19 protein-coding genes are annotated in these 19,016 nt (G+C 60.8%); 4 read left to right on the plus strand and 15 right to left on the minus strand.

The annotated features are described in order from the left end of the window. Window positions 1-55: 55 nt before the first annotated feature. Entirely contained in the window at window positions 56-838 is a 783-nt protein-coding gene (locus DCO47_RS13855; RefSeq protein ID WP_083354285.1) for a class I SAM-dependent methyltransferase, read from the minus strand. 92 nt (window positions 839-930) lie between these two features. On the opposite strand from DCO47_RS13855, the gene DCO47_RS13860 reads away from it, so the two are divergent. Then, on the plus strand, window positions 931-1,551 hold the full coding sequence (locus DCO47_RS13860) for an energy transducer TonB (RefSeq protein ID WP_116658284.1): 621 nt from the start codon (window positions 931-933) through the stop codon (window positions 1,549-1,551). A gap of 3 nt (window positions 1,552-1,554) precedes the next feature. Here the strand turns inward: DCO47_RS13860 and DCO47_RS13865 are convergent, their stop codons facing one another. The 7 genes from DCO47_RS13865 to ppc form a co-directional block, all read right to left on the minus strand. Continuing rightward, window positions 1,555-2,247, minus strand: coding sequence for an extensin family protein (locus DCO47_RS13865; protein ID WP_065615300.1), 693 nt, complete (start codon window positions 2,245-2,247; stop codon window positions 1,555-1,557). A gap of 2 nt (window positions 2,248-2,249) precedes the next feature. Next, window positions 2,250-3,086 (minus strand): oxaloacetate decarboxylase, encoded by an 837-nt coding sequence (locus DCO47_RS13870; protein ID WP_064364272.1) that lies wholly within the window; start codon window positions 3,084-3,086, stop codon window positions 2,250-2,252. A 30-nt stretch (window positions 3,087-3,116) separates the two neighbouring features. Further along, a complete protein-coding gene (locus tag DCO47_RS13875) occupies window positions 3,117-3,977 on the minus strand; it encodes a DUF72 domain-containing protein (protein ID WP_116658285.1) in 861 nt (286 codons plus the stop codon). Continuing rightward, the gene (locus tag DCO47_RS13880) at window positions 3,977-4,285 is read right to left on the minus strand and encodes a hypothetical protein (RefSeq protein WP_024011752.1); all 309 of its coding nucleotides are present in this window, start codon (window positions 4,283-4,285) and stop codon (window positions 3,977-3,979) included. The genes DCO47_RS13875 and DCO47_RS13880 overlap by 1 nt, the downstream gene beginning before the upstream one ends. A gap of 310 nt (window positions 4,286-4,595) precedes the next feature. Then, window positions 4,596-5,270 carry a tRNA (adenosine(37)-N6)-threonylcarbamoyltransferase complex dimerization subunit type 1 TsaB gene (tsaB, locus tag DCO47_RS13885; protein ID WP_116658286.1) on the minus strand — a complete coding sequence of 225 codons (675 nt, stop codon included), beginning with the start codon at window positions 5,268-5,270 and terminating at the stop codon, window positions 4,596-4,598. A gap of 95 nt (window positions 5,271-5,365) precedes the next feature. Continuing rightward, complete coding sequence (gene adk, locus DCO47_RS13890; RefSeq protein ID WP_042606954.1) at window positions 5,366-6,016, minus strand: adenylate kinase; 651 nt, start codon at window positions 6,014-6,016, stop codon at window positions 5,366-5,368. A 300-nt stretch (window positions 6,017-6,316) separates the two neighbouring features. Continuing rightward, window positions 6,317-8,947, minus strand: a complete 2,631-nt coding sequence (ppc, locus tag DCO47_RS13895) for a phosphoenolpyruvate carboxylase (RefSeq protein ID WP_083352020.1) — start codon at window positions 8,945-8,947, stop codon at window positions 6,317-6,319. Window positions 8,948-9,159: 212 nt separating this feature from the next. On the opposite strand from ppc, the gene DCO47_RS13900 reads away from it, so the two are divergent. From DCO47_RS13900 to DCO47_RS13910, 3 genes are all read left to right on the plus strand, one after another. After that, complete coding sequence (locus DCO47_RS13900) at window positions 9,160-9,504, plus strand: hypothetical protein (protein WP_042606952.1); 345 nt, start codon at window positions 9,160-9,162, stop codon at window positions 9,502-9,504. Window positions 9,505-9,859: 355 nt separating this feature from the next. Beyond that, window positions 9,860-10,264, plus strand: coding sequence for a DUF4398 domain-containing protein (locus tag DCO47_RS13905; RefSeq protein ID WP_024011747.1), 405 nt, complete (start codon window positions 9,860-9,862; stop codon window positions 10,262-10,264). A gap of 55 nt (window positions 10,265-10,319) precedes the next feature. Beyond that, window positions 10,320-11,108 (plus strand): OmpA family protein, encoded by a 789-nt coding sequence (locus DCO47_RS13910; RefSeq protein ID WP_042606951.1) that lies wholly within the window; start codon window positions 10,320-10,322, stop codon window positions 11,106-11,108. 237 nt (window positions 11,109-11,345) lie between these two features. Here the strand turns inward: DCO47_RS13910 and DCO47_RS13915 are convergent, their stop codons facing one another. The 7 genes from DCO47_RS13915 to DCO47_RS13950 form a co-directional block, all read right to left on the minus strand. After that, window positions 11,346-11,675 carry a hypothetical protein gene (locus DCO47_RS13915; RefSeq protein WP_116658287.1) on the minus strand — a complete coding sequence of 110 codons (330 nt, stop codon included), beginning with the start codon at window positions 11,673-11,675 and terminating at the stop codon, window positions 11,346-11,348. Beyond that, a complete protein-coding gene (locus DCO47_RS13920) occupies window positions 11,672-12,577 on the minus strand; it encodes an alpha/beta hydrolase (RefSeq protein ID WP_064364278.1) in 906 nt (301 codons plus the stop codon). Before DCO47_RS13920 ends, DCO47_RS13915 begins: the two co-directional genes overlap by 4 nt. Before the next feature lie 150 nt (window positions 12,578-12,727). Further along, window positions 12,728-13,978 (minus strand): flavohemoglobin expression-modulating QEGLA motif protein, encoded by a 1,251-nt coding sequence (locus DCO47_RS13930; protein WP_166554750.1) that lies wholly within the window; start codon window positions 13,976-13,978, stop codon window positions 12,728-12,730. 185 nt (window positions 13,979-14,163) lie between these two features. Then, window positions 14,164-14,877: a TetR/AcrR family transcriptional regulator gene (locus tag DCO47_RS13935; protein ID WP_039762412.1), complete on the minus strand. Its 714-nt coding sequence runs from the start codon at window positions 14,875-14,877 to the stop codon at window positions 14,164-14,166. Window positions 14,878-14,982: 105 nt separating this feature from the next. Further along, entirely contained in the window at window positions 14,983-16,485 is a 1,503-nt protein-coding gene (gene lysS, locus DCO47_RS13940) for a lysine--tRNA ligase (protein ID WP_116658288.1), read from the minus strand. Between the two features lie 114 nt (window positions 16,486-16,599). Further along, a protein-coding gene (gene prfB / locus DCO47_RS13945) for a peptide chain release factor 2 (RefSeq protein WP_116658289.1) occupies window positions 16,600-17,695 on the minus strand; the annotation gives its coding sequence in 2 pieces (ribosomal slippage) (window positions 16,600-17,622 and window positions 17,624-17,695; 1,095 coding nt in all). Between the two features lie 310 nt (window positions 17,696-18,005). Then, entirely contained in the window at window positions 18,006-19,007 is a 1,002-nt protein-coding gene (locus DCO47_RS13950; protein ID WP_116658290.1) for a PleD family two-component system response regulator, read from the minus strand. Window positions 19,008-19,016 lie beyond the last annotated feature (9 nt).

The raw sequence follows: 19,016 nt of genomic DNA on the forward strand, positions 1-19,016 counted from the left end.
GGGAAGTCATTTGAACTGTGGGAGCGGGCCTGCTCGCGAATGGGGCGACGCGGTCTCAGGGCTTCAGCGCTTTCTTCGGATAAATGTCATACCGGCTCGATTTGCCATCCAGGGCATGGCTCGGTTTCGGCCCTTCGATGCACGGTGCCTTGCGCGGGCGTTTGACGACTACCCGGTGCGTGGCCAGTGCCAGCGCCGCTTCAAGCAAGGCCGGTGCGTCCGGATCATCGCCCACCAGCGGGCGAAACAGGCGCATTTCCTTTTTCACCAACGCGGTTTTCTCACGATGCGGGAACATCGGATCGAGATAGATCACCTGTGGTGGCTCCCCTTCCCAATGCCGCATGACCTCGATGGAGTTGCCCTTGAGCAATTTCATCCGCGCCACGATCGGCGCCACGTCGAAATCTTCCGCCGCCCGCGCCAGCCCATCTTCGAGCAGCGCGCCGATCAACGGCTGACGCTCGATCAGGCTCATCTCACAACCCAGACTGGCCAGCACGAACGCATCCTTGCCCAGCCCTGCCGTGGCGTCCAGCACGCGCGGACGCACGCCTTGGGCGATGCCGACCGCTTTGGCGATCATCTGCCCGCTGCCGCCGCCATACAAACGCCGGTGCGCCGCGCCGCCCTCGACAAAGTCGACCCGCACCGGGCCCGGGGCGTCCGGACCAAGCTGCTGCAACTGCAACCCCTGCTCGCCGACCTGCAAGGCGAACTCGCCGTCCGCCTCGCCGAGCGGCAAGCCGAGACGTTCGGCCCAGTGCTCGGCTTGTGCTTGAAACGTCGGGGCGAGTGCCTGGACATGGATGCGGCAGGCCGCGGGTGACTCGATCATGAAAAAACGCTCAAAAAAGTTAAGGATCGACAAAAACCGCCGATAAACCATTCAACGCGCATTTTGCCAGAGCTGAGCGGCAACCGAAAAAAATGTCAGGCATTCTTCCCACATCGATTGGCTACGTTTCGCCCCATGGCGACTTCAGCCGTCATAACACTCAAGCACTGAGCGGCGTCAGTCACCTGTGGCAGGATTTCTTTGCCCAGGCCCTGGCCGAACAGACGAGTGAAGTGGTGCCGGCCTGTGGCACGTTTCCACCGGTTGACCTGAACAGCCCGGAAGAACCGACCGTTGGCAGCGAGCTGCACGCGCACATCGTCAGCCAGCGCGAGTGCGATGTGGTTGAAACCGAAGTTCGCCCGCCAGAGCCGCTGTTCCTGCCGATCGCTGAATTCGAAATGGAACTGCTGGACAAGCCGTTCCCACCGTTCCCGCCAGAAGAACTCAAAGCCCAGCAAGAGCAGCAGAATTTCGACAGCAGTTGGGTGCGTCCGATCGTGATCAACAATGGCCAGCCGCTGCCTGAGCCAGGCCCCGCTCCGCAAAAACGCCCACTGTACCTGCCGATCGCCGAGTTCGACCTGGACTTGCTGCAGAAGCCGTACCCACCGTTCCCGCCGGAAGAAATCGTCGAGCAGCAGAAGGCCCTGGACTTCGACAACGGCTGGGCTCGCCCGATCGTTCTGCAGAACCTGCGCCTCGCCGCCTGACCCTCAGCGACACACGCTCCAGCGCCCGACATCGACATGAAAGTGATTGCGATGGGCGGCGTTGTAATCCGGGCTCAACACCACACTGAATGACTCACAGGCGCCATCGCGCACCTGGCGCAGAAACTGTGCGTCCTGATTTTGTTTGGGCCAATCCTTGAGCACGCTGATCGTGCGTCCATCAGCCAGGCGGAAGCCGGCGATGTCCAGCGCGTCGGCACTGGCGTGTCGACTGAGCGCGCCGTTCTCACGGTTGTAGACATTGCGACAGGCGAAGCTGCCGAGATGGTCGACACGCGTGACTTTCTGGCCATACACCGATTGCGCGACCGGTTGCAGGGTGTGGTGTTCGAACATCGCGTAGGCGACCGCCAGCGGGCAGCTGGCGATGAAACTGCTGCTCAGCGCCACTTCACCGCCCTGCACACGCAGAGCGCCGATCAGCGGGCACTTCGCACCGGGACTGTCGGCCTGGCGGCTGACGCGCAGATCCGCGCTGCCCAGCGCCTGTGCGCACAGCTCAGGATCGCTGCGCAGGCGCATGAGTTTGTAACCGGTCAGCCAGTTGGGCGCGGCTTTTACGTCCAGCGGTGCCCACGGATTCCACTGCGCTGGCACGTCCAGCCAGCCGCGCCAGACACTGACCGCTGCACCGCCGATCGCCAGCAACACCAACCAGAACAGCCAACGCCCCATGCTCAGTCCTTGAAGAATTGATTGGCCTTGGCGTACGGCATCGACTGCGACGTGAAGCCAAACGTGCCGGACTGCTGGATTTCTTCAGCCGCGCGGAAAAATTCGCCGAACGCCGCCAGCGCCAGCGCCGATCCGGTGCTGATCCGCCGTACGCCCATTTCCTCAAGCTGTTGTACGGTCAGTTTCAAACCGCCAGACATCAACACATTGACCGGTTTCGGCGCCACGGCCTGCACCACTGCGCGCACTTCTTCGGCGCTGCGCAAACCCGGCGCATAAAGAACGTCGGCACCTGCGGCGGCAAATGCCTGCAAGCGGCGAATGGTGTCATCGAGGTCGGGATTACCGTGCAGGTAGTTTTCCGCGCGAGCGGTGAGGACAAAGGGAAACGGCAGCGTGCGCACCGCCGCGACGGCGGCTTCAATGCGCGCCACGGCGTGTTCGAAGCAATAGATCGGCGCGTCCGGACGCCCCGTGGCATCTTCGATCGAACCACCCACCGCCCCCGCCTCGGCTGCGCGCAGAAGACTCTGCGCAGCCTCGACCGGGTCATCGGCAAAGCCGTTTTCCAGATCCACCGCCACCGGCAGATCAGTCGCTGCGACGATCGCGCGGACATTGGCCAGGGTCTCGTCGAGACTCAACGCGCCGTCCGCCTTGCCTTGGGAGAACGCGTAACCGGCGCTGGTGGTGGCCAAGGCCGAATAACCCAGACTGGCGAGCATCTTCGCCGAACCGGCGTCCCACGGATTGGGAATCACGAAAGTCTCCTGACGATCATGCAGGGCCTTGAAGGCTTGGGCTTTAAGCAGTTGCGCCTGACTGGCTTGGACGTTCATCGACGGGCTCCCGGGCAGAAAAAAACCGCCTCAGAGCAAGCCAAGCTGCTCGACGGCGGGTTCTCTGTATAGCTCAGGCAGCGCGGGCAAGCCAGGCAAACGTTGCATCAGTTGCGCGTGAAAACGTTGCGCGAGTTTCGCTGCCAACAGGTTGTCGGCGGTGTGCAGGAAGATGTACGGGGTGCGGCCCTCTTCGATCCATTCGGCGATTTTCGCCACCCACGGCACGAGAAACGCATCGTTGGCCTCAAGCTCGGGATGGCCGATGAAGCGCACCTGTGGAAACTGCGTGAACGCCGCGGGACGGGTCGGTACGCGTGGCTTTTTCGATTGCGCGTGGATCACCGAAGACTCGGTCGACAGGCAACTGAACAGCGCACGCGGGTCGAGACAGATGCGCTCGACGCCGCGATCCAGCAGCAGGCGATTGAGCAGGCGCTCGCTCTCGCCCTTGGCGAAGAACTGTTCATTGCGTACTTCCACCGCAAGCGGGCAATCCAGCGCGTCGATGAACGCCACCAGTTCCGGCAGACGCTGCGGTGTAAAGCTTTTCGACAATTGCAGCCACAGTGGCGAAACACGCTCGCCCAACGGCTTGAGTAATTGCAGGAAGGTTTCGGCAGCAGTCAGTTGCTCGCGCAAGTCGCCACTGTGACTGATGTCGCCGGGGAATTTGGCGGTGAAGCGAAAGTGCGCCGGCATGATCTCGGCCCAGCGCTGCACAGTGGCTGGCGAAGGGCTGGCGTAGAAGGTGGTGTTGCCTTCGACGGCGTTGAACACCTGGCAATAGAGAGCGAGAAAATCGGAGGTTTTTGCATCTACCGGATACAGATACTGGCGCCAGGCATTTTCGCTCCAGGACGGGCAACCGAGGTAGTAAGGCAGATCCATCAGATATACAGATCGAGGCCCAGCACGTCCGCATCCCAATCGACAAAACCGGCAGTACTCAGGTAGCTGGCCAACGCCATCGCTACGCTTTTCTTCATTGCGCGGTGGTAGATCATGTCTTGCTGACGGGCAGGCAGGTTGCTCAGGCGTTGCGCGGTGGCTTGGGCAGCACGGGCGGCCAACTGCTCTTCGCTCGGGAATTCCAGCTCGCCGTCGATGATGTCGACGGACTCATCCAGCGCCGCATTGCCTTTGCGCGGCTTGCGCTTGATGGGATAGGACTGAGTGGAAACGCCGTCTATACGCATAATGTCATGCTCGGTATCGATGATGGCAATTTAGCGGCACTTGACCGACTTAGCAAACTGCCGAGTGATAACTAGAACACAGAAAGCGCAAAAGGTTTTAAGCGAGGGGGTAGAAACTGACGATTGACTGGATTCGGGATAAGGCACTGAATACCCGGCGGGCGCTTTTGTGGCGAGGGAGCTTGCTCCCGCTGGGCAGCAAAGCGGCCCCGTTTATTCATCAGTCAAATCGCGAATGCAGGGTTTGCGACTGCTGCGCAGCCGAACGGGAGCAAGCTCCCTCGCCACAGGGAACAGCACAGACCGGAGATCAGCGGGCTTTGGGGGTGGCAACTTTATCGCGCAGGTAAACCGGCTGGGCGTCGTCCGCCGGGATCGCTTCGCCGCGCTCCCAGGCGAAACGCGCCAGCGTCAGCAGGTCTTCGGCGTGGGGCAACATGCCGGCGTCGGAGCCGCTCAGATTGACCGCAATGCGCTCACCATAACCCCAACCGGTTCCGGCACCGAACCAGTCGCCGCTGGCATCGGCCGGCAACGCAGCCACTTCCGGCGGCAGCACGGCTTCGGCGCCAACCAGACGCATCTCCCCCGCCGTCTCGCGATAGCAGCCCCAATACACTTCATCCATCCGCGCATCGATGGCGGCCGCCACCTGGCTGACGCCCTGCTCACGCAAGGCACGCTGCGCCAACACCGCAAGATTGGATACCGGCAGCACCGGACGATCCAGCGCGAACGCCAAACCTTGCACTACGCCGATGGCAATCCGCACACCGGTAAACGCGCCCGGGCCACGACCGAAAGCGATGGCGTCGACCGCTTGCAATGTGGTGCCCGCATCGGCGAGCAATTGCTGGATCATCGGCAGCAGCTTCTGCGCGTGCAAACGCGGGATCACCTCGTAATGGCTCGTGACCTTGCCGTCATGCAGCAAGGCAACGGAGCAAGCTTCAGTCGCGGTGTCCAGGGCCAGCAAGGTGCTCATCGATGTTTCCAAAACAGGGGTGGGGAAAAAGTGCGTCAGTATAAACAACTACGGCCCGCAAGCGGGCCGTGGATTGATGCTGCGGTTCAGACTTTTCAGCTCAGCGCGGCCAGCACCTTGGCGGTGATCGCATCGACCGAACCCACGCCTGGAATGTGGCTGTACTTCGGCTTGCCACCATTGGCGGCAGACAGGTTCTGGTAGAACTCCACCAGCGGCTTGGTCTGCGAATGGTAGACCGACAGGCGATGACGCACGGTTTCTTCGGTGTCGTCCTTGCGCTGCACCAGCTCTTCGCCGGTGATGTCGTCCTTGCCAGCCAGTTTCGGCGGGTTGTAGACGATGTGGTAAACGCGGCCGCTGGCTTCGTGAACACGGCGACCGGCGATGCGCTGGACGATTTCTTCGTCTTCAACAGCGATTTCCACCACGGCGTCCAGTTCGACACCGGCAGTGACCAGTGCTTCAGCCTGCGGAATGGTGCGCGGGAAGCCGTCGAACAGGAAACCGTTGGCGCAATCAGGTTGAGCGATGCGGTCCTTGACCAGCGCGATGATCAGGTCATCCGACACCAGGCCGCCGGCATCCATGATGCTCTTGGCTTGCACGCCCAGGGGAGTGCCAGCCTTGACCGCAGCACGCAGCATGTCGCCGGTGGAGATTTGCGGAATGCCGAATTTCTCGGTGATGAACTTTGCCTGAGTACCTTTACCGGCCCCGGGAGCTCCCAGCAGAATGACGCGCATCGATGTGCTCCTCAATTTTTTATATAAAAGCTTTACAAAACAAAGGATTCGCACGTAACCGGCGGATCCTGAAAATACGGGTCGTGGCCGCACAAACGGCCAAAGGCTGATCAAGATACACAGCAGGCTGCGCCCACACAAGACGCCAAAAGTCGGAGAAACCGACGCCCGCCGTGACCTCGCGACGCGGTAACCCAAGTCGCAACCCCTACATTAACTGTCGCCTCGCGGCACTTTCCTACAGCAGGAGAAGCGGCATCCGACCCTCATCGCGAATGCCGCCTGACGTGATCAGCAACCTTAGCCGGTATTGCGCAAGCCGGCGGCAATCCCCGCTACAGACACCAGCAGCGCCTGTTCCACCGGGCTGCCCTGCTCGACTTCCTGCTGCCGCGAGCGCGCCAACAACTCCGCCTGCAATAGATGCAGCGGGTCGAGGTAGGTGTTGCGCAAGCGAATGAATTCGAGGGTGTCCGGGCTGTGCGCCAGCAGCTGCGACTGCCCGGTCAGACCGAGCACCACCGAGCATGCCTGCGACAATAGGTCGCGTAACTGCGCGCCCAACGGCAGCAGTTCGGCTTCGACCAGACGCTCGTCGTAAGACTGCGCTATATCCGCGTCGGCTTTGGCCAGAACCATTTCCAGCATGTCGATGCGGGTGCGGAAGAACGGCCATTGCTCGCGCATCTGCCCGAGCAACTCCCCCTCGCCGCGCTCCAGGGCCTTGCTCAGCGCCGTCTCCCAACCGAGCCAGGCCGGCAGCATCAGCCGCGTTTGGGTCCAGCCGAAAATCCACGGGATCGCCCGCAGGCTTTCGATACCGCCGGCACGACGTTTGGCGGGACGACTGCCCAAAGGCAAACGTCCCAGTTCCTGCTCCGGGGTCGACTGACGGAAATACTCGACGAATTGCGGATTTTCCCGCACCACCTGGCGGTAAGCGCTGACACCGTCAGCCGCCAATTCGTCCATCAGATGCCGCCATTCAGGGGTCGGCGGCGGCGGTGGCAGCAAGGTCGCTTCGAGCACGGCGGCCAGATAGAGATTGAGGTTTTGCTCGGCGATGTCTGGCAGGCCGAATTTGAAACGAATCATTTCGCCCTGCTCGGTGGTCCGGAAGCGCCCCGCCACTGAGCCCGGCGGCTGCGACAGAATCGCCGCGTGGGCCGGGCCGCCACCACGGCCCACGGTGCCGCCGCGACCGTGGAACAACAACAGTTCGACTTGCTGCTCGCGGCAGATTTCCACCAGGCGCTCCTGCGCGCGATATTGCGCCCAGGCCGCAGCGGTGGTGCCGGCATCCTTGGCCGAATCGGAATAGCCGATCATCACTTCCTGCGGGCCGTGCAGGCGCGCGCGATAGCCCGGCAACAGCAACAGCCGTTCCATCACCGGCCCGGCGTTATCGAGGTCGGCGAGGGTTTCGAACAGCGGCACTACGCGCATCGGCCGCAGCACGCCGGATTCCTTGAGCAGCAGTTGTACAGCCAGCACATCGGAAGCGGCGCCCGCCATGGAGATCACGTAGGAGCCCAGCGACGCAGCAGGCGCGGCGGCGATTTCCTTGCAGGTGTTAAGCACTTCAGCGGTGTCCGCGGACGGTTTGAAATGCGCCGGCAGCAACGGACGACGGTTGCTCAGCTCCTCGGTGAGGAAGTTGATGCGCTGCTCTTCGTCCCAGTCTTCATAGCGGCCGAGGCCGAGGTAATCGGTGATTTCCGTCATCGCCGAACTGTGCCGCGTGGAATCCTGGCGCACATCGAGGCGCACCAGGAACAGGCCGAACGTCACCGCCCGACGCAGGCAATCGAGCAACGGCCCGTCGGCGATAACGCCCATGCCGCATTCGTGCAGCGAGTTGAAACACAGCTGCAAAGGTTCGAGCAGATCGCGATTGTCGTGCAGCACATCGGCGGGTGCCGGGGTCGGCGCGGTCAACGCGGCATGCGCCCAATTGCGCGTAGCTCGCAAGCGTTCGCGCAATTGCTTGAGGACTGCGCGATAGGGTTCGGCGCTGTCGCCTGCCTTGGCCTTCAGCGCGTCGCTGGCCTGCTGCATCGACAGTTCGGCAGCGAGATGATCGACGTCGCGCAGGTACAAATCAGCGGCCATCCAGCGCGCCAGGAGTAAAACTTCTCGGGTCACTGCTGCGGTGACATTGGGGTTGCCGTCACGGTCGCCGCCCATCCACGAGGCGAAGCGGATCGGCGCGGCTTCCAGCGGCAAGCGCAGGCCCGTCGCAGCGAACAGCGCCTGATCGGCCTTGCGCATATGGTTGGGGATCGCCTGCCACAAGGAGTGCTCGATCACCGCAAAGCCCCACTTGGCTTCATCGACCGGGGTCGGTCGGGTGCGGCGGATCTCTTCAGTGTGCCAGGCTTCGGCGATCAGCCGCTGCAGTTTGGTCTGGATCTGCTCGCGCTCGGCGCTGGTCAGGTCGCGATGATCCTGTGCGGCAAGTTGCGCGGCGATCGCGTCGTACTTCTGGATCAGGGTGCGCCGCGCCACTTCGGTGGGGTGCGCGGTCAGCACCAGTTCGATTTCCAGCCGCGCCAGTTGCCGAGCCAGAGATTCAGCGCTGTGGCCTTCACTGCGCAGGCGCGCGAGCAGTTCCGGCAATACCCGCGACTCGAACGGCGCCGGCTGCGACTCCTCGCGGCGATGGATCAGTTGGTACTGCTCAGCGATGTTGGCCAGGTTGAGAAACTGGTTGAAGGCCCGCGCGACCGGAAGCAATTCGTCTTCGCTCAATTGATTGAGGCTGGCGCTCAGTTCGGCGTCCATCGAGCCGCGCCGGTCGGCTTTGGCGCCCTTGCGAATCTGCTCGATCTTGTCGAGGAACGCCTCGCCGTACTGGTCTCGAATGGTGTTGCCCAACAGCTCTCCGAGCAGGTGAACGTCTTCGCGCAAGCGTGCATCAATATCGGTCATCAGCAGTTCTCCAGCGGTAATCGGGGACAGCGCAGAAATGAATGCTTTGCCAGAGAGTGCCGCTCTGCGCCGCTTCTTACAAGCAGGCGACGAATCGACTTAAACCTTGCGCGCGAAAGCCAGTCTCAACAGTAAGCCGTACGAAGGCCCGCCGCCGGCGCTGCCGGACACTCACCCAGGCCTGCCAGCAGCAGGCGCGAAATGAGGTCATCATGAAAATTCGTGAACTCGCCCAGCATTGGGAAGAAAACGCCAAAGGTCGCCTGACCGACACTGGCTACACGATTCACCTGGATGTGGAATCCGCTGCTCGCCTGGCGGCGATTGCCGAAATGTACCCCAAGCGTCATCCCGAGGAACTGCTCGGCGAACTGATCGGCGCCGCGCTCGAGGAGTTCGAAGCGAGCCTGCCGTATGTGAAGGGTTCGACGGTGGTGGCGACGGATGAGGAAGGTGATCCGTTGTATGAAGATGTCGGCCCGACCCCGCGTTTTCTGGCGCTGTCGCGGCGGCATCTGCATGACTTGTCGTCGGCTGAGAACAAGCAGAAGCACTGACCCGACACAAATCAAAACTGTAGGAGCGAGCCTGCTCGCGATGGCGTTTTTCAGCTACCCCATGCGTGGCTGACACACCGTTATCGCGAGCAGGCTCACTCCTACAATGGATGGTGACATCCTGAATATTTACCCCGCGCGTACCGCTTCCGACCATCAAAGTTCCCGTCCCAAAGCCTTGTCCAATCGGTCAGATTAATTTTTGGCGATAGGCCATCTTTTCTGAACTTTTCAAAAATGCCGCCGGTCGGAACTGGTAACCACGCCTGGAACGAGCGTTTCAATTCGCGTCAACAAGCGATGCTTTCGGCTCCTCTGCCAGGATGGATTCAGTTGTATTTTCAGGAGATGCCTAATGGAGTTGAAGACCATGAAAACCCAAACCTCGTTTTCCCACCTGCGCGGTCTGAAACTGGCCGCTCTGGCCATCGGCACCAGCTTCGTGCTGGCCGGTTGCGCGGGTAATCCACCGACCGAGCAGTACGCCGTGACCCAATCGGCCGTCAACAGCGCTGTCAGCGCTGGTGGTACCGAGTTCGCTGCGGTGGAAATGAAGCAGGCTCAGGACAAACTGAAACAAGCTGAAATCGCCATGCACGACAAGAAGTATGACGAGGCCCGTCGTCTGTCCGAACAGGCTGAATGGGACGCTCGCGTCGCTGAACGCAAGGCTCAGGCCGCCAAGGCCGAACAGGCTGTGAAGGATTCCCAGAAAGGTGTTCAGGAACTGCGTCAGGAAAGCCAGCGCACTGTGCAGTAAGCGCGCATCCCGACCGCAAAGCTGAAACTCTTACCGATAGAAAGGACGACAAATTATGCGTAAGCAACTGATGATTCCCGCTCTTCTGGCCGCAAGCGTTGCACTGGCTGCCTGCTCCACCCCGCCTAACCCGAACCTGGAACAGGCGCGCACCAACTACGCCGGCCTGCAGGCCAACCCACAGGCAAGCAAAGTCGCGGCACTGGAAACCAAAGACGCCAGCGACTACCTGGACAAGGCCGACAAGGCTTATCTGGATAAAGAAGACGCGGCCAAGGTTGACCAACTTGCCTACCTGACCAACCAGCGCGTCGAAGTGGCCAAGCAGACCATCGCCCTGCGCACCGCTGAAAACAACCTGAAAAACGCCGCTGCACAGCGCGCTCAGGCTCGTCTTGATGCCCGTGACCAGCAGATCAAACAGCTGCAGGACAGCCTCAACGCCAAGCAGACCGATCGCGGTACGCTGGTGACTTTCGGTGACGTGCTGTTCGCCACCAACAAGGCTGATCTGAAGTCCAGCGGTTTGGTGAACATCAACAAACTGGCGCAGTTCCTCCAGGAAAACCCGGATCGCAAAGTGATCGTCGAGGGTTACACCGACAGCACTGGCGCCGCGAGCTACAACCAGTCGCTGTCCGAGCGCCGCGCCAACTCCGTGCGCACAGCGCTGGTGAAAATGGGCGTTGATCCAGCGCGTATTGTCACTCAGGGTTATGGCAAGGAATACCCGGTAGCGGATAACGGCAGCGTCTCGGGCCGTGCGATGAACCGTCGTGTGGAAGTGACCATCTCCAACGACAACCAGCCGGTAGCACCGCGTTCTTCGGTGAGCTCGAACTAAGCTTCACGTCGTAACGCAAAAGCCCCGCCTGACTTGATCAGGCGGGGCTTTTTTGTGGGAGCAGACATCGTAGCCCCTCACCCCAGCCCTCTCCCGAGGGAGAGGGAGCCGATCAGGGGATGCTGGTGAGATGTGCCGGCGGGTAAGATTTGTTTTGAATCCATAATCGACCTGGTCTGTCAGGTCGATGGATAGCCCGAGACACCTCGGTCAGTCCCCTCTCCCTCTGGGAGAGGGTTAGGGTGAGGGCTTCTGCGGGGTCTCTTCGCCCATGCAACGCACGGCTTTCTTCTGCGCGTTGACCAGCACCCCGGTCAGGCCTTTCTGTTCGGTATCGAACAACACCAGCACGCCATCAATACACTGCGCCACTTGCGGCGCTGGGGTCAGCGAGACTTTGTAGTCCTCGCCCGGTACGGTCTTGAGCATGGTGAATTCGTTCAGCAGCAACGCATCCTCAGGCTTGGCGAAATGCAGATAGCCGTAGTACCACAGCGCTCCGACGGTGCCGAGGATGCTGCAGATACCGGTGATGATCAGCGGGATGGCGTTGCGTTCTTCAGTCATTGCGGGGTCTCATCTTCATTGTTCGGAGGCGGCGGATAGTTGGGGATTTCGCCGAGTCGGCGCAGGCCGTCGAAGTGTTGGGGATCGTCGAGATAGCGCAGCATGACCTGACGCCACACCGGGTCGCCGAAGGTTTGCACATGACCGCCACGAGTCAGCTGCAACACGCGCGGCGGCGGCGCTGCCTGATACAGGCGAATGCCGTTGGCCATCGGCACCAGCGGATCGTCGATGCTGTGGAAGATCAGCTTGGGCACGCCAGTCAGCTGCGCCATCGAGTTGATTGCGCTGTCGCCATCGGGTACCAGCCACGACAGCGGCACCTGCAACGGCCAGGTCAGCCATGAAGTGCTGAGGGCGAACTGGCCGACACTGCGATAACTGGCGGGCACGCCATCCAGCACCAGAGCCTTGAGTTGTTTTTGCCGTTCCGGGTGCTGCGCCAGCCAATGCACCGACATGGCGCCGCCCAGGCTTTGTCCGAGCAGCACCAACGGTTTGCCTTTGACCTCGGGCGCGTTGTCGAGCCAGGCGAACGCCGCGTCGATGTCCTGATAGATCGCCGGCAGGCTCGGCTTGCCCTCGGACAATCCATAACCGCGATAGTCGACCAGCAGCACCTGATAGCCATTCTTCGGCAACCACCAGCTCCCGCCCAGATGCATTGGCAGATTACCGCCGTTGCCGTGCAGATGCAGGACCGTGCCTTTGACCTCGACGCCGGGTTTGGCCGGCAGCCACCAGGCATTGAGTTTCAGGCCGTCGGCGGTGGTCAGGGTGACAGTGCGGTATTCGAGTCTGGCTTTGTCCGGGGTAAAGATCTGGCCAGGTTCGGGGTAGAACAGCAGCGAACTGCAACCACCGAGGGTCAAGAGCAGGCAAAGGATGCCGAGGATTCTCATCCGGTGAAACCTCGCAGAATTCAGGTTGGAATGCAGAACAAACCTGTAGGAGTGAGCCTGCTCGCGATAGCATTGTGTCAGTCGATATATCGGTTGATTGACACACCGCTATCGCGAGCAGGCTCACTCCTACAGGGGTGTGCGTTGGGTCTAGAGGATATTGGAGTAATCCGCTTCGATCCGGTCCAGGCTCAAATGGTTGAGGAAGTTGGAGAAACACATCCACGCCGACAACGCGTTCAAGTCCCGGAACTGGTCCGGCAGATACTTCGGCGGCACCACCAGCCCCTCATCCACCAGTTGCCGCAAGGTACGCATGTCTTCCAGGGTGGTCTTGCCACAGAACAACAGCGGAATCTGCTCAAGCTTGCCTTTGCGCACGGCCAACTGAATGTAGTTGTAAACCATGATGAAGCCCTTGAGGTAGGACAAGTCTTTGGTGAATGGCAGACCGGTCGGCGTCGAGCCACGGAAAACCCGGCTGGCGTTGCCGTAGCTTTCGGCCATTTCGAAACCCTGCTCACGGAAGAATTCGTAGATCTGCAAGAAGTCCGCGCCCTCCTCGACCATATGAATCGCACGGGTGCGGTTGGTCAGTTTGCGCAGGCGACTCGGGTAGGAGGCGAAGGTGATGATTTCCATCAGGATCGCCAGACCTTCCTGCGTTACCGTCGACGAGGGCGGGCCTTTCGACAGGAACGTACAGATCGGCTGGTTCAAACCGTTAAGCGTGGTGCCGACGTGCACGAGGCCTTCGTGGACTTCCAGTGCGCGCACATCGCGGTCGTTGAACAGCGCGTCGGTGCGGATCTTGATGTAGTCGGCGCCCGCTGCGGCGTCGGCGACGATGCCGTCGGACTCGAATACGCGAATGGTTTCCTCGGCCTCGCCGAATACCTTGTTCAAACGGGTTTGCAGCAGGTGCACGGCGTCTTTGGCGGTAAGGATTTTCGGCTCGTCCTTGAGGTCGCCGCGCCCGTCGATGTTGTTCAGGTAGTCGGACATCATCAGGCCAAGATCGGCCAGGGTCGGGTCACCGGCGTGGAAGGCATCGGACGCCGCGCCGTACAGCTCTTGCGAGATCAGGCCGAAATCCTCGGTGCCGCGCGCTTCGAGCATGCGCACGACCATGCGGTATTCCTTGCACATGCGCCGCATGATCTGCCCGACCGGGTTGAACTGGCCGAGCTGACGGGTAATGTCACGCTCGATGTTCTGGAATTCCAGTTTGACCTGGCTCGAATCGAATGACAGCGGACGGTTGAGGTAGTAGTCGCGATCCACCGCCGGCATTTCCTTGCCTTTGGCCTTGAGGAAGCCCTTGCGCACGTTGTCGTCCCACTTGACCGCATCGAGCACGCGGATCGGCGTCTGCGCCAGCACAATGCGATCGGACAACATGCGTATCGTCTGCTGGTAATCGTCCACCCGAAACTCCTGTAGAAAACGTGACGTGCTGAAACTCGGACTGTAAGCCCTTTGTGGGAGCGAGCCTGCTCGCGAATGCGCTGTGTCAGACAACGGCGATGTTGAATATCAGAGCGCTTTCGCGAGCAGGCTCGCTCTCACAGGTGTAGCGTCAAGCGCTAGACCGATGCCAGCACCAGGTGCATATACCGCGTCAGAATCCCGAGCATGTCCTCTTCGGCCAGGGGCTCGGCGTCATTGAGCAGGCCCTGATATTCCATCCGCCCGATAATCGCCGTCAACACCTTGGCATCCTGCTGCGGTTCGCGCGAGCCCAATACCTGGAACAACTGGCAAGTACCCTGCAGCAGAATCTGCTGATGCGAACGCACCAGAATCGCCAGACGCGGGTTGAGCAGCGCTTCCTGACGGAATGCCTGTTCAGCCATCAAATGCTCGCGGCGGTTGATCAATTGCCGGTGCACGTAATCGGCCATCAGCCGCGCAATGTCATCGGCCAGTTGCGAGCGCGATTCGGGGCTGCCGTCGGCGCTGACCACCATTTCACGCAACAGACCTTCGTTGTTGACCCACAACTTGGCCATGTACGCCGCGCTGCGTTCGACGTATTGGGCGAAGGTATCGGTGAGCAGGTCATCGATATCCTTGAAGTAATACGTGGTCGCCGACAGCGGCACCCCCGCCTCCGCCGCGACCGCACGATGGCGCACGGCACGTACGCCGTCGCGCACGACAATGCGCATTGCTGCGTCGAGAATGTCCTGGCGACGCTGCTCACTGCCCTGTCGGCTGGCCTTGCGGCCCTGGTACTGAACACTTTCAGCGACCGCAGTGGCGATACCCGCTGCACCTTCTTGAGCTATTGCACCCATCACGACAGCACTTCCTCTGCTATTTGCAAATTAACCAATTGATACATTTGTACCAGACAGGCAATAAAAAGCCGCCTGTTTTAGGCGGCTTTTCAACTGAAACGTTTACGCTTGCGGTCGCATGTGCGGGAACAGGATCACATCGCGGATCGACGGCGAGTTGGTCAGCAACATCACCAGACGATCGATGCCGATACCTTCACCGGCGGTTGGCGGCATGCCGTACTCCAGCGCACGGACGAAGTCGGCGTCGTAGTGCATGGCTTCGTCGTCGCCCGCGTCCTTGTCGGCCACCTGCGCCATGAAGCGCTCGGCCTGGTCTTCCGCGTCGTTCAACTCGGAGTAGGCGTTGGCGATTTCACGACCACCGATGAACAGCTCGAAACGGTCGGTGACGTTCGGGTTGTCGTCGTTGCGACGGGCCAGCGGCGACACTTCGAACGGGTACTGAGTGATGAAGTGCGGCTGTTCCAGCTTGTGCTCGACCAGTTCTTCGAAAATCATCACCTGAAGTTTGCCCAGACCTTCGAAGCCCAGCACCTTGGCGCCAGCCTTCTTGGCGATGGCGCGAGCCTTGTCGATGTCGTTCAGATCATCGGCGGTCAGCTCAGGGTTGTACTTGAGGATCGAGTCGAACACCGACAGACGCACGAACGGTTCGCCGAAGTGGAACACCTTGTCGCCGTACGGCACGTCGGTGCTGCCCAGAACCAGCTGCGCCAGCTCGCGGAACAGTTCTTCAGTGAGATCCATGTTGTCTTCGTAATCGGCGTACGCCTGATAGAACTCCAACATGGTGAATTCAGGGTTGTGACGAGTCGAAACACCTTCGTTACGGAAGTTGCGGTTGATCTCGAACACTTTCTCGAAACCGCCAACCACCAGACGCTTCAGATACAGCTCTGGGGCGATACGCAGGAACATTGGCAGGTCGAGCGCATTGTGGTGGGTTTCGAACGGCTTGGCCGCGGCGCCGCCGGGAATGGTCTGCAGCATCGGCGTTTCGACTTCGAGGAAGTCGCGCTTCATCAGGAAGCTGCGGATGTGCGCGATCACTTGCGAACGGACGCGGAAGGTCTGGCGCACGTCTTCGTTGACGATCAGGTCGACATAGCGCTGACGGTAGCGTTGTTCGGTGTCGGTCAGGCCGTGGTGCTTGTCCGGCAGCGGGCGCAGCGACTTGGTCAGCAGGCGCACGCTGGTCATTTCAACGTACAGGTCACCCTTGCCGGAACGCGCCAGAGTGCCTTCGGCAGCAATGATGTCGCCCATGTCCCAGGTTTTCACCGCGGCCAGGGTTTCTTCAGGCAAAGTCTTGCGGTTGACGTAGACCTGGATGCGCCCGGTCATGTCCTGGATCACCATGAACGAGCCACGGTTGAGCATGATGCGACCGGCTACCTTGACCGGGATTGCAGCCTCTGCCAGCTCTTCCTTGGCCTTGTCCGCGTATTGTTTCTGCAAGGCATCGCAGTAGTTTTCGCGGCGGAAGTCGTTCGGGAAGGCATTGCCCTTGGCGCGCTCGGCAGCAAGCTTTTCCTTGCGCAGGGCGATCAGGGAGTTTTCTTCCTGTTGCAGGGCTTGCGGGTCGAGTTGTAGGTCGCTCATGTCTTTAAGTATTCCATCAGGTTCGTTGCCCCCGGGCCCTGCGGCCCGGGGATCGCCAGCAGGCTGGCTCCTACAGGGATCGAGTCGAGTCGCTCGATCCTGTTTTGGCGTCTGTTACAGGCCCGATTTCAGGCTGGCTTCCAGATACTCGTCGATATCGCCGTCGAGCACCTTGTCGCAATCGCTGCGTTCGATGTTGGTACGCAGATCCTTGATCCGCGAGGCATCGAGCACGTAAGAGCGGATCTGGTGACCCCAGCCGATGTCCGACTTGGTGTCTTCCAGCGCTTGCGAGGCGGCGTTGCGCTTCTGCATTTCCTGCTCGTACAACTTGGCCCGCAGCATTTTCATCGCGGTGTCCTTGTTGGCGTGCTGGGAACGCTCGTTCTGGCAGCTGACCACGGTGTTGGTCGGTACGTGGGTGATACGTACGGCCGAGTCGGTGGTGTTTACGTGCTGACCACCGGCACCGGAGGAACGATAGGTGTCGATCCGCAGGTCTGCCGGGTTGATTTCGATTTCCACCTTGTCATCGATCTCTGGCGAGACGAAAACGGCGGAGAACGAAGTGTGGCGACGGTTGCCGGAGTCGAACGGGCTCTTGCGCACCAGACGGTGCACGCCGATCTCGGTACGCAGCCAGCCAAAGGCATATTCGCCCTTGATGTGCACGGTCGCGCCCTTGATCCCGGCGACTTCACCGGCGGACAGTTCCATGATCGTCGCGTCGAAACCGCGTTTGTCAGCCCAGCGCAGGTACATGCGCAGGAGGATGTTGGCCCAGTCCTGCGCTTCGGTACCGCCGGACCCGGCCTGGATGTCCAGGTAGGCGTTGTTCGGGTCCATTTCATGGCTGAACATGCGGCGGAATTCCAGCTTGGCCAGATTTTCCTCGAGACGGGCCAGTTCGGCGACGACATCGCCCACTGCGCCTTCGTCGTTTTCTTCGACGGCCATCTCCAGCAGGTCGCGGCAATCAGCCAGACCGCCGTTCAGTTCGTCGAGGGTGTCGACGATCTGCGCCAGCGCGGCACGCTCGCGGCCCAGCTCCTGGGCGTATTCAGGTTTGTTCCAGACACTCGGATCTTCAAGCTCGCGATTGACTTCGGTCAGACGCTCATGCTTTTGATCGTAGTCAAAGATACCCCCGAATAGTTTCGGAGCGCTCGGACAGGTCCTTGATGGTGTTCAGGATCGGGTTGATTTCCATGACGGGCAGCACTCGTTGGCGAACTTTTGAAAGCCGGCGAGTATAACGTAATCAGGCTGTGACGGCAGCCCGTCTGGCGGGTGTGGGGATCATTAAAGCCTTTGCCCTCACCCTAACCCTCTCCCTGAGGTAGAGGGGACCGATTGGGGGATATTTGAGAGGTACGCCGACGTGAAAGGGCTTTGCCGAATCCGGAATCGCCAAGCCTGAAGATCCATAATCGACTCGGTCGATCAGGTCGATGTAAAGCGCCAGACACCTCGGTCGGCCCCCTCTCCCTCCGGGAGAGGGCTGGGGTGAGGGAAAGCCGTTATTCGATCCCGACCTGGTTACGACCGTTGTTTTTAGCCAGATAAAGGCCACGATCCGCCGCCGAGATCAGCAACCGACAATCGCTACCCGCCTGCGGCACCATCGTCGCCAGACCGATGCTGATGGTCAGACTGGAGCCCTCGGCCGGGGTGTTATGCGGGATCTTCAGCGCCGCCACGGTCTGGCGCAGCTTCTCGGCCAACAGCCGCGCGCCGCCCGGCGAGGTGTTCGGCAGGACCAGCACAAACTCCTCGCCGCCATAACGCGCCGGCAGGTCCGACGGTCGCGCGCTGGCCTCGCGGATCGCCGTCGCGACCTTGCGCAACGCTTCGTCGCCTTCTACGTGGCCAAAACTGTCGTTGTACGACTTGAAGTAATCGACGTCGATCATCAGCAATGACAACTGCGTCTGATCGCGCAGCGAACGGCGCCACTCCAGTTCCAGGTACTCGTCGAAGTGACGGCGGTTGGACAGCCCGGTCAGGCCGTCGGAGTTCATCAGCCGTTGCAGCACCAGATTGGTGTCGAGCAACTGCTGCTGGCTGACCCGCAACGCACGGTAGGCCGCATCGCGTTGCAGCAGCGTCATGTACGAGCGCGAGTGATAGCGGATGCGCGCGACCAGTTCGATGGTGTCCGGCAGTTTCACCAGATAGTCGTTGGCGCCAGCAGAGAACGCCGCGCTCTTGATCAGCGGATCTTCCTTGGTCGAGAGGACGATGATCGGAATGTCCTTGGTCGCCGGGTGATTGCGGTATTCGCGCACCAGGCTCAGGCCATCGAGGCCGGGCATCACCAGGTCCTGGAGGATCACCGTCGGTTTGATCCGCACCGCCTGGGCAATGGCCTGCTGCGGGTCGGAGCAGAAGTGGAAGTCGATGTTTTCCTGATCCGACAGCCCACGGCGCACCGCTTCGCCGATCATCGCCTGATCATCCACCAACAACACCATGGCGGCGTTCTCGTCGGTTTTAATGTCGTCGATCTGTAAATCATTCATGAGCGGTCA

It is taken from the genome of Pseudomonas sp. NDM, from assembly GCF_003105095.1.
GTDB lineage: Bacteria > Pseudomonadota > Gammaproteobacteria > Pseudomonadales > Pseudomonadaceae > Aquipseudomonas > Aquipseudomonas moraviensis_A.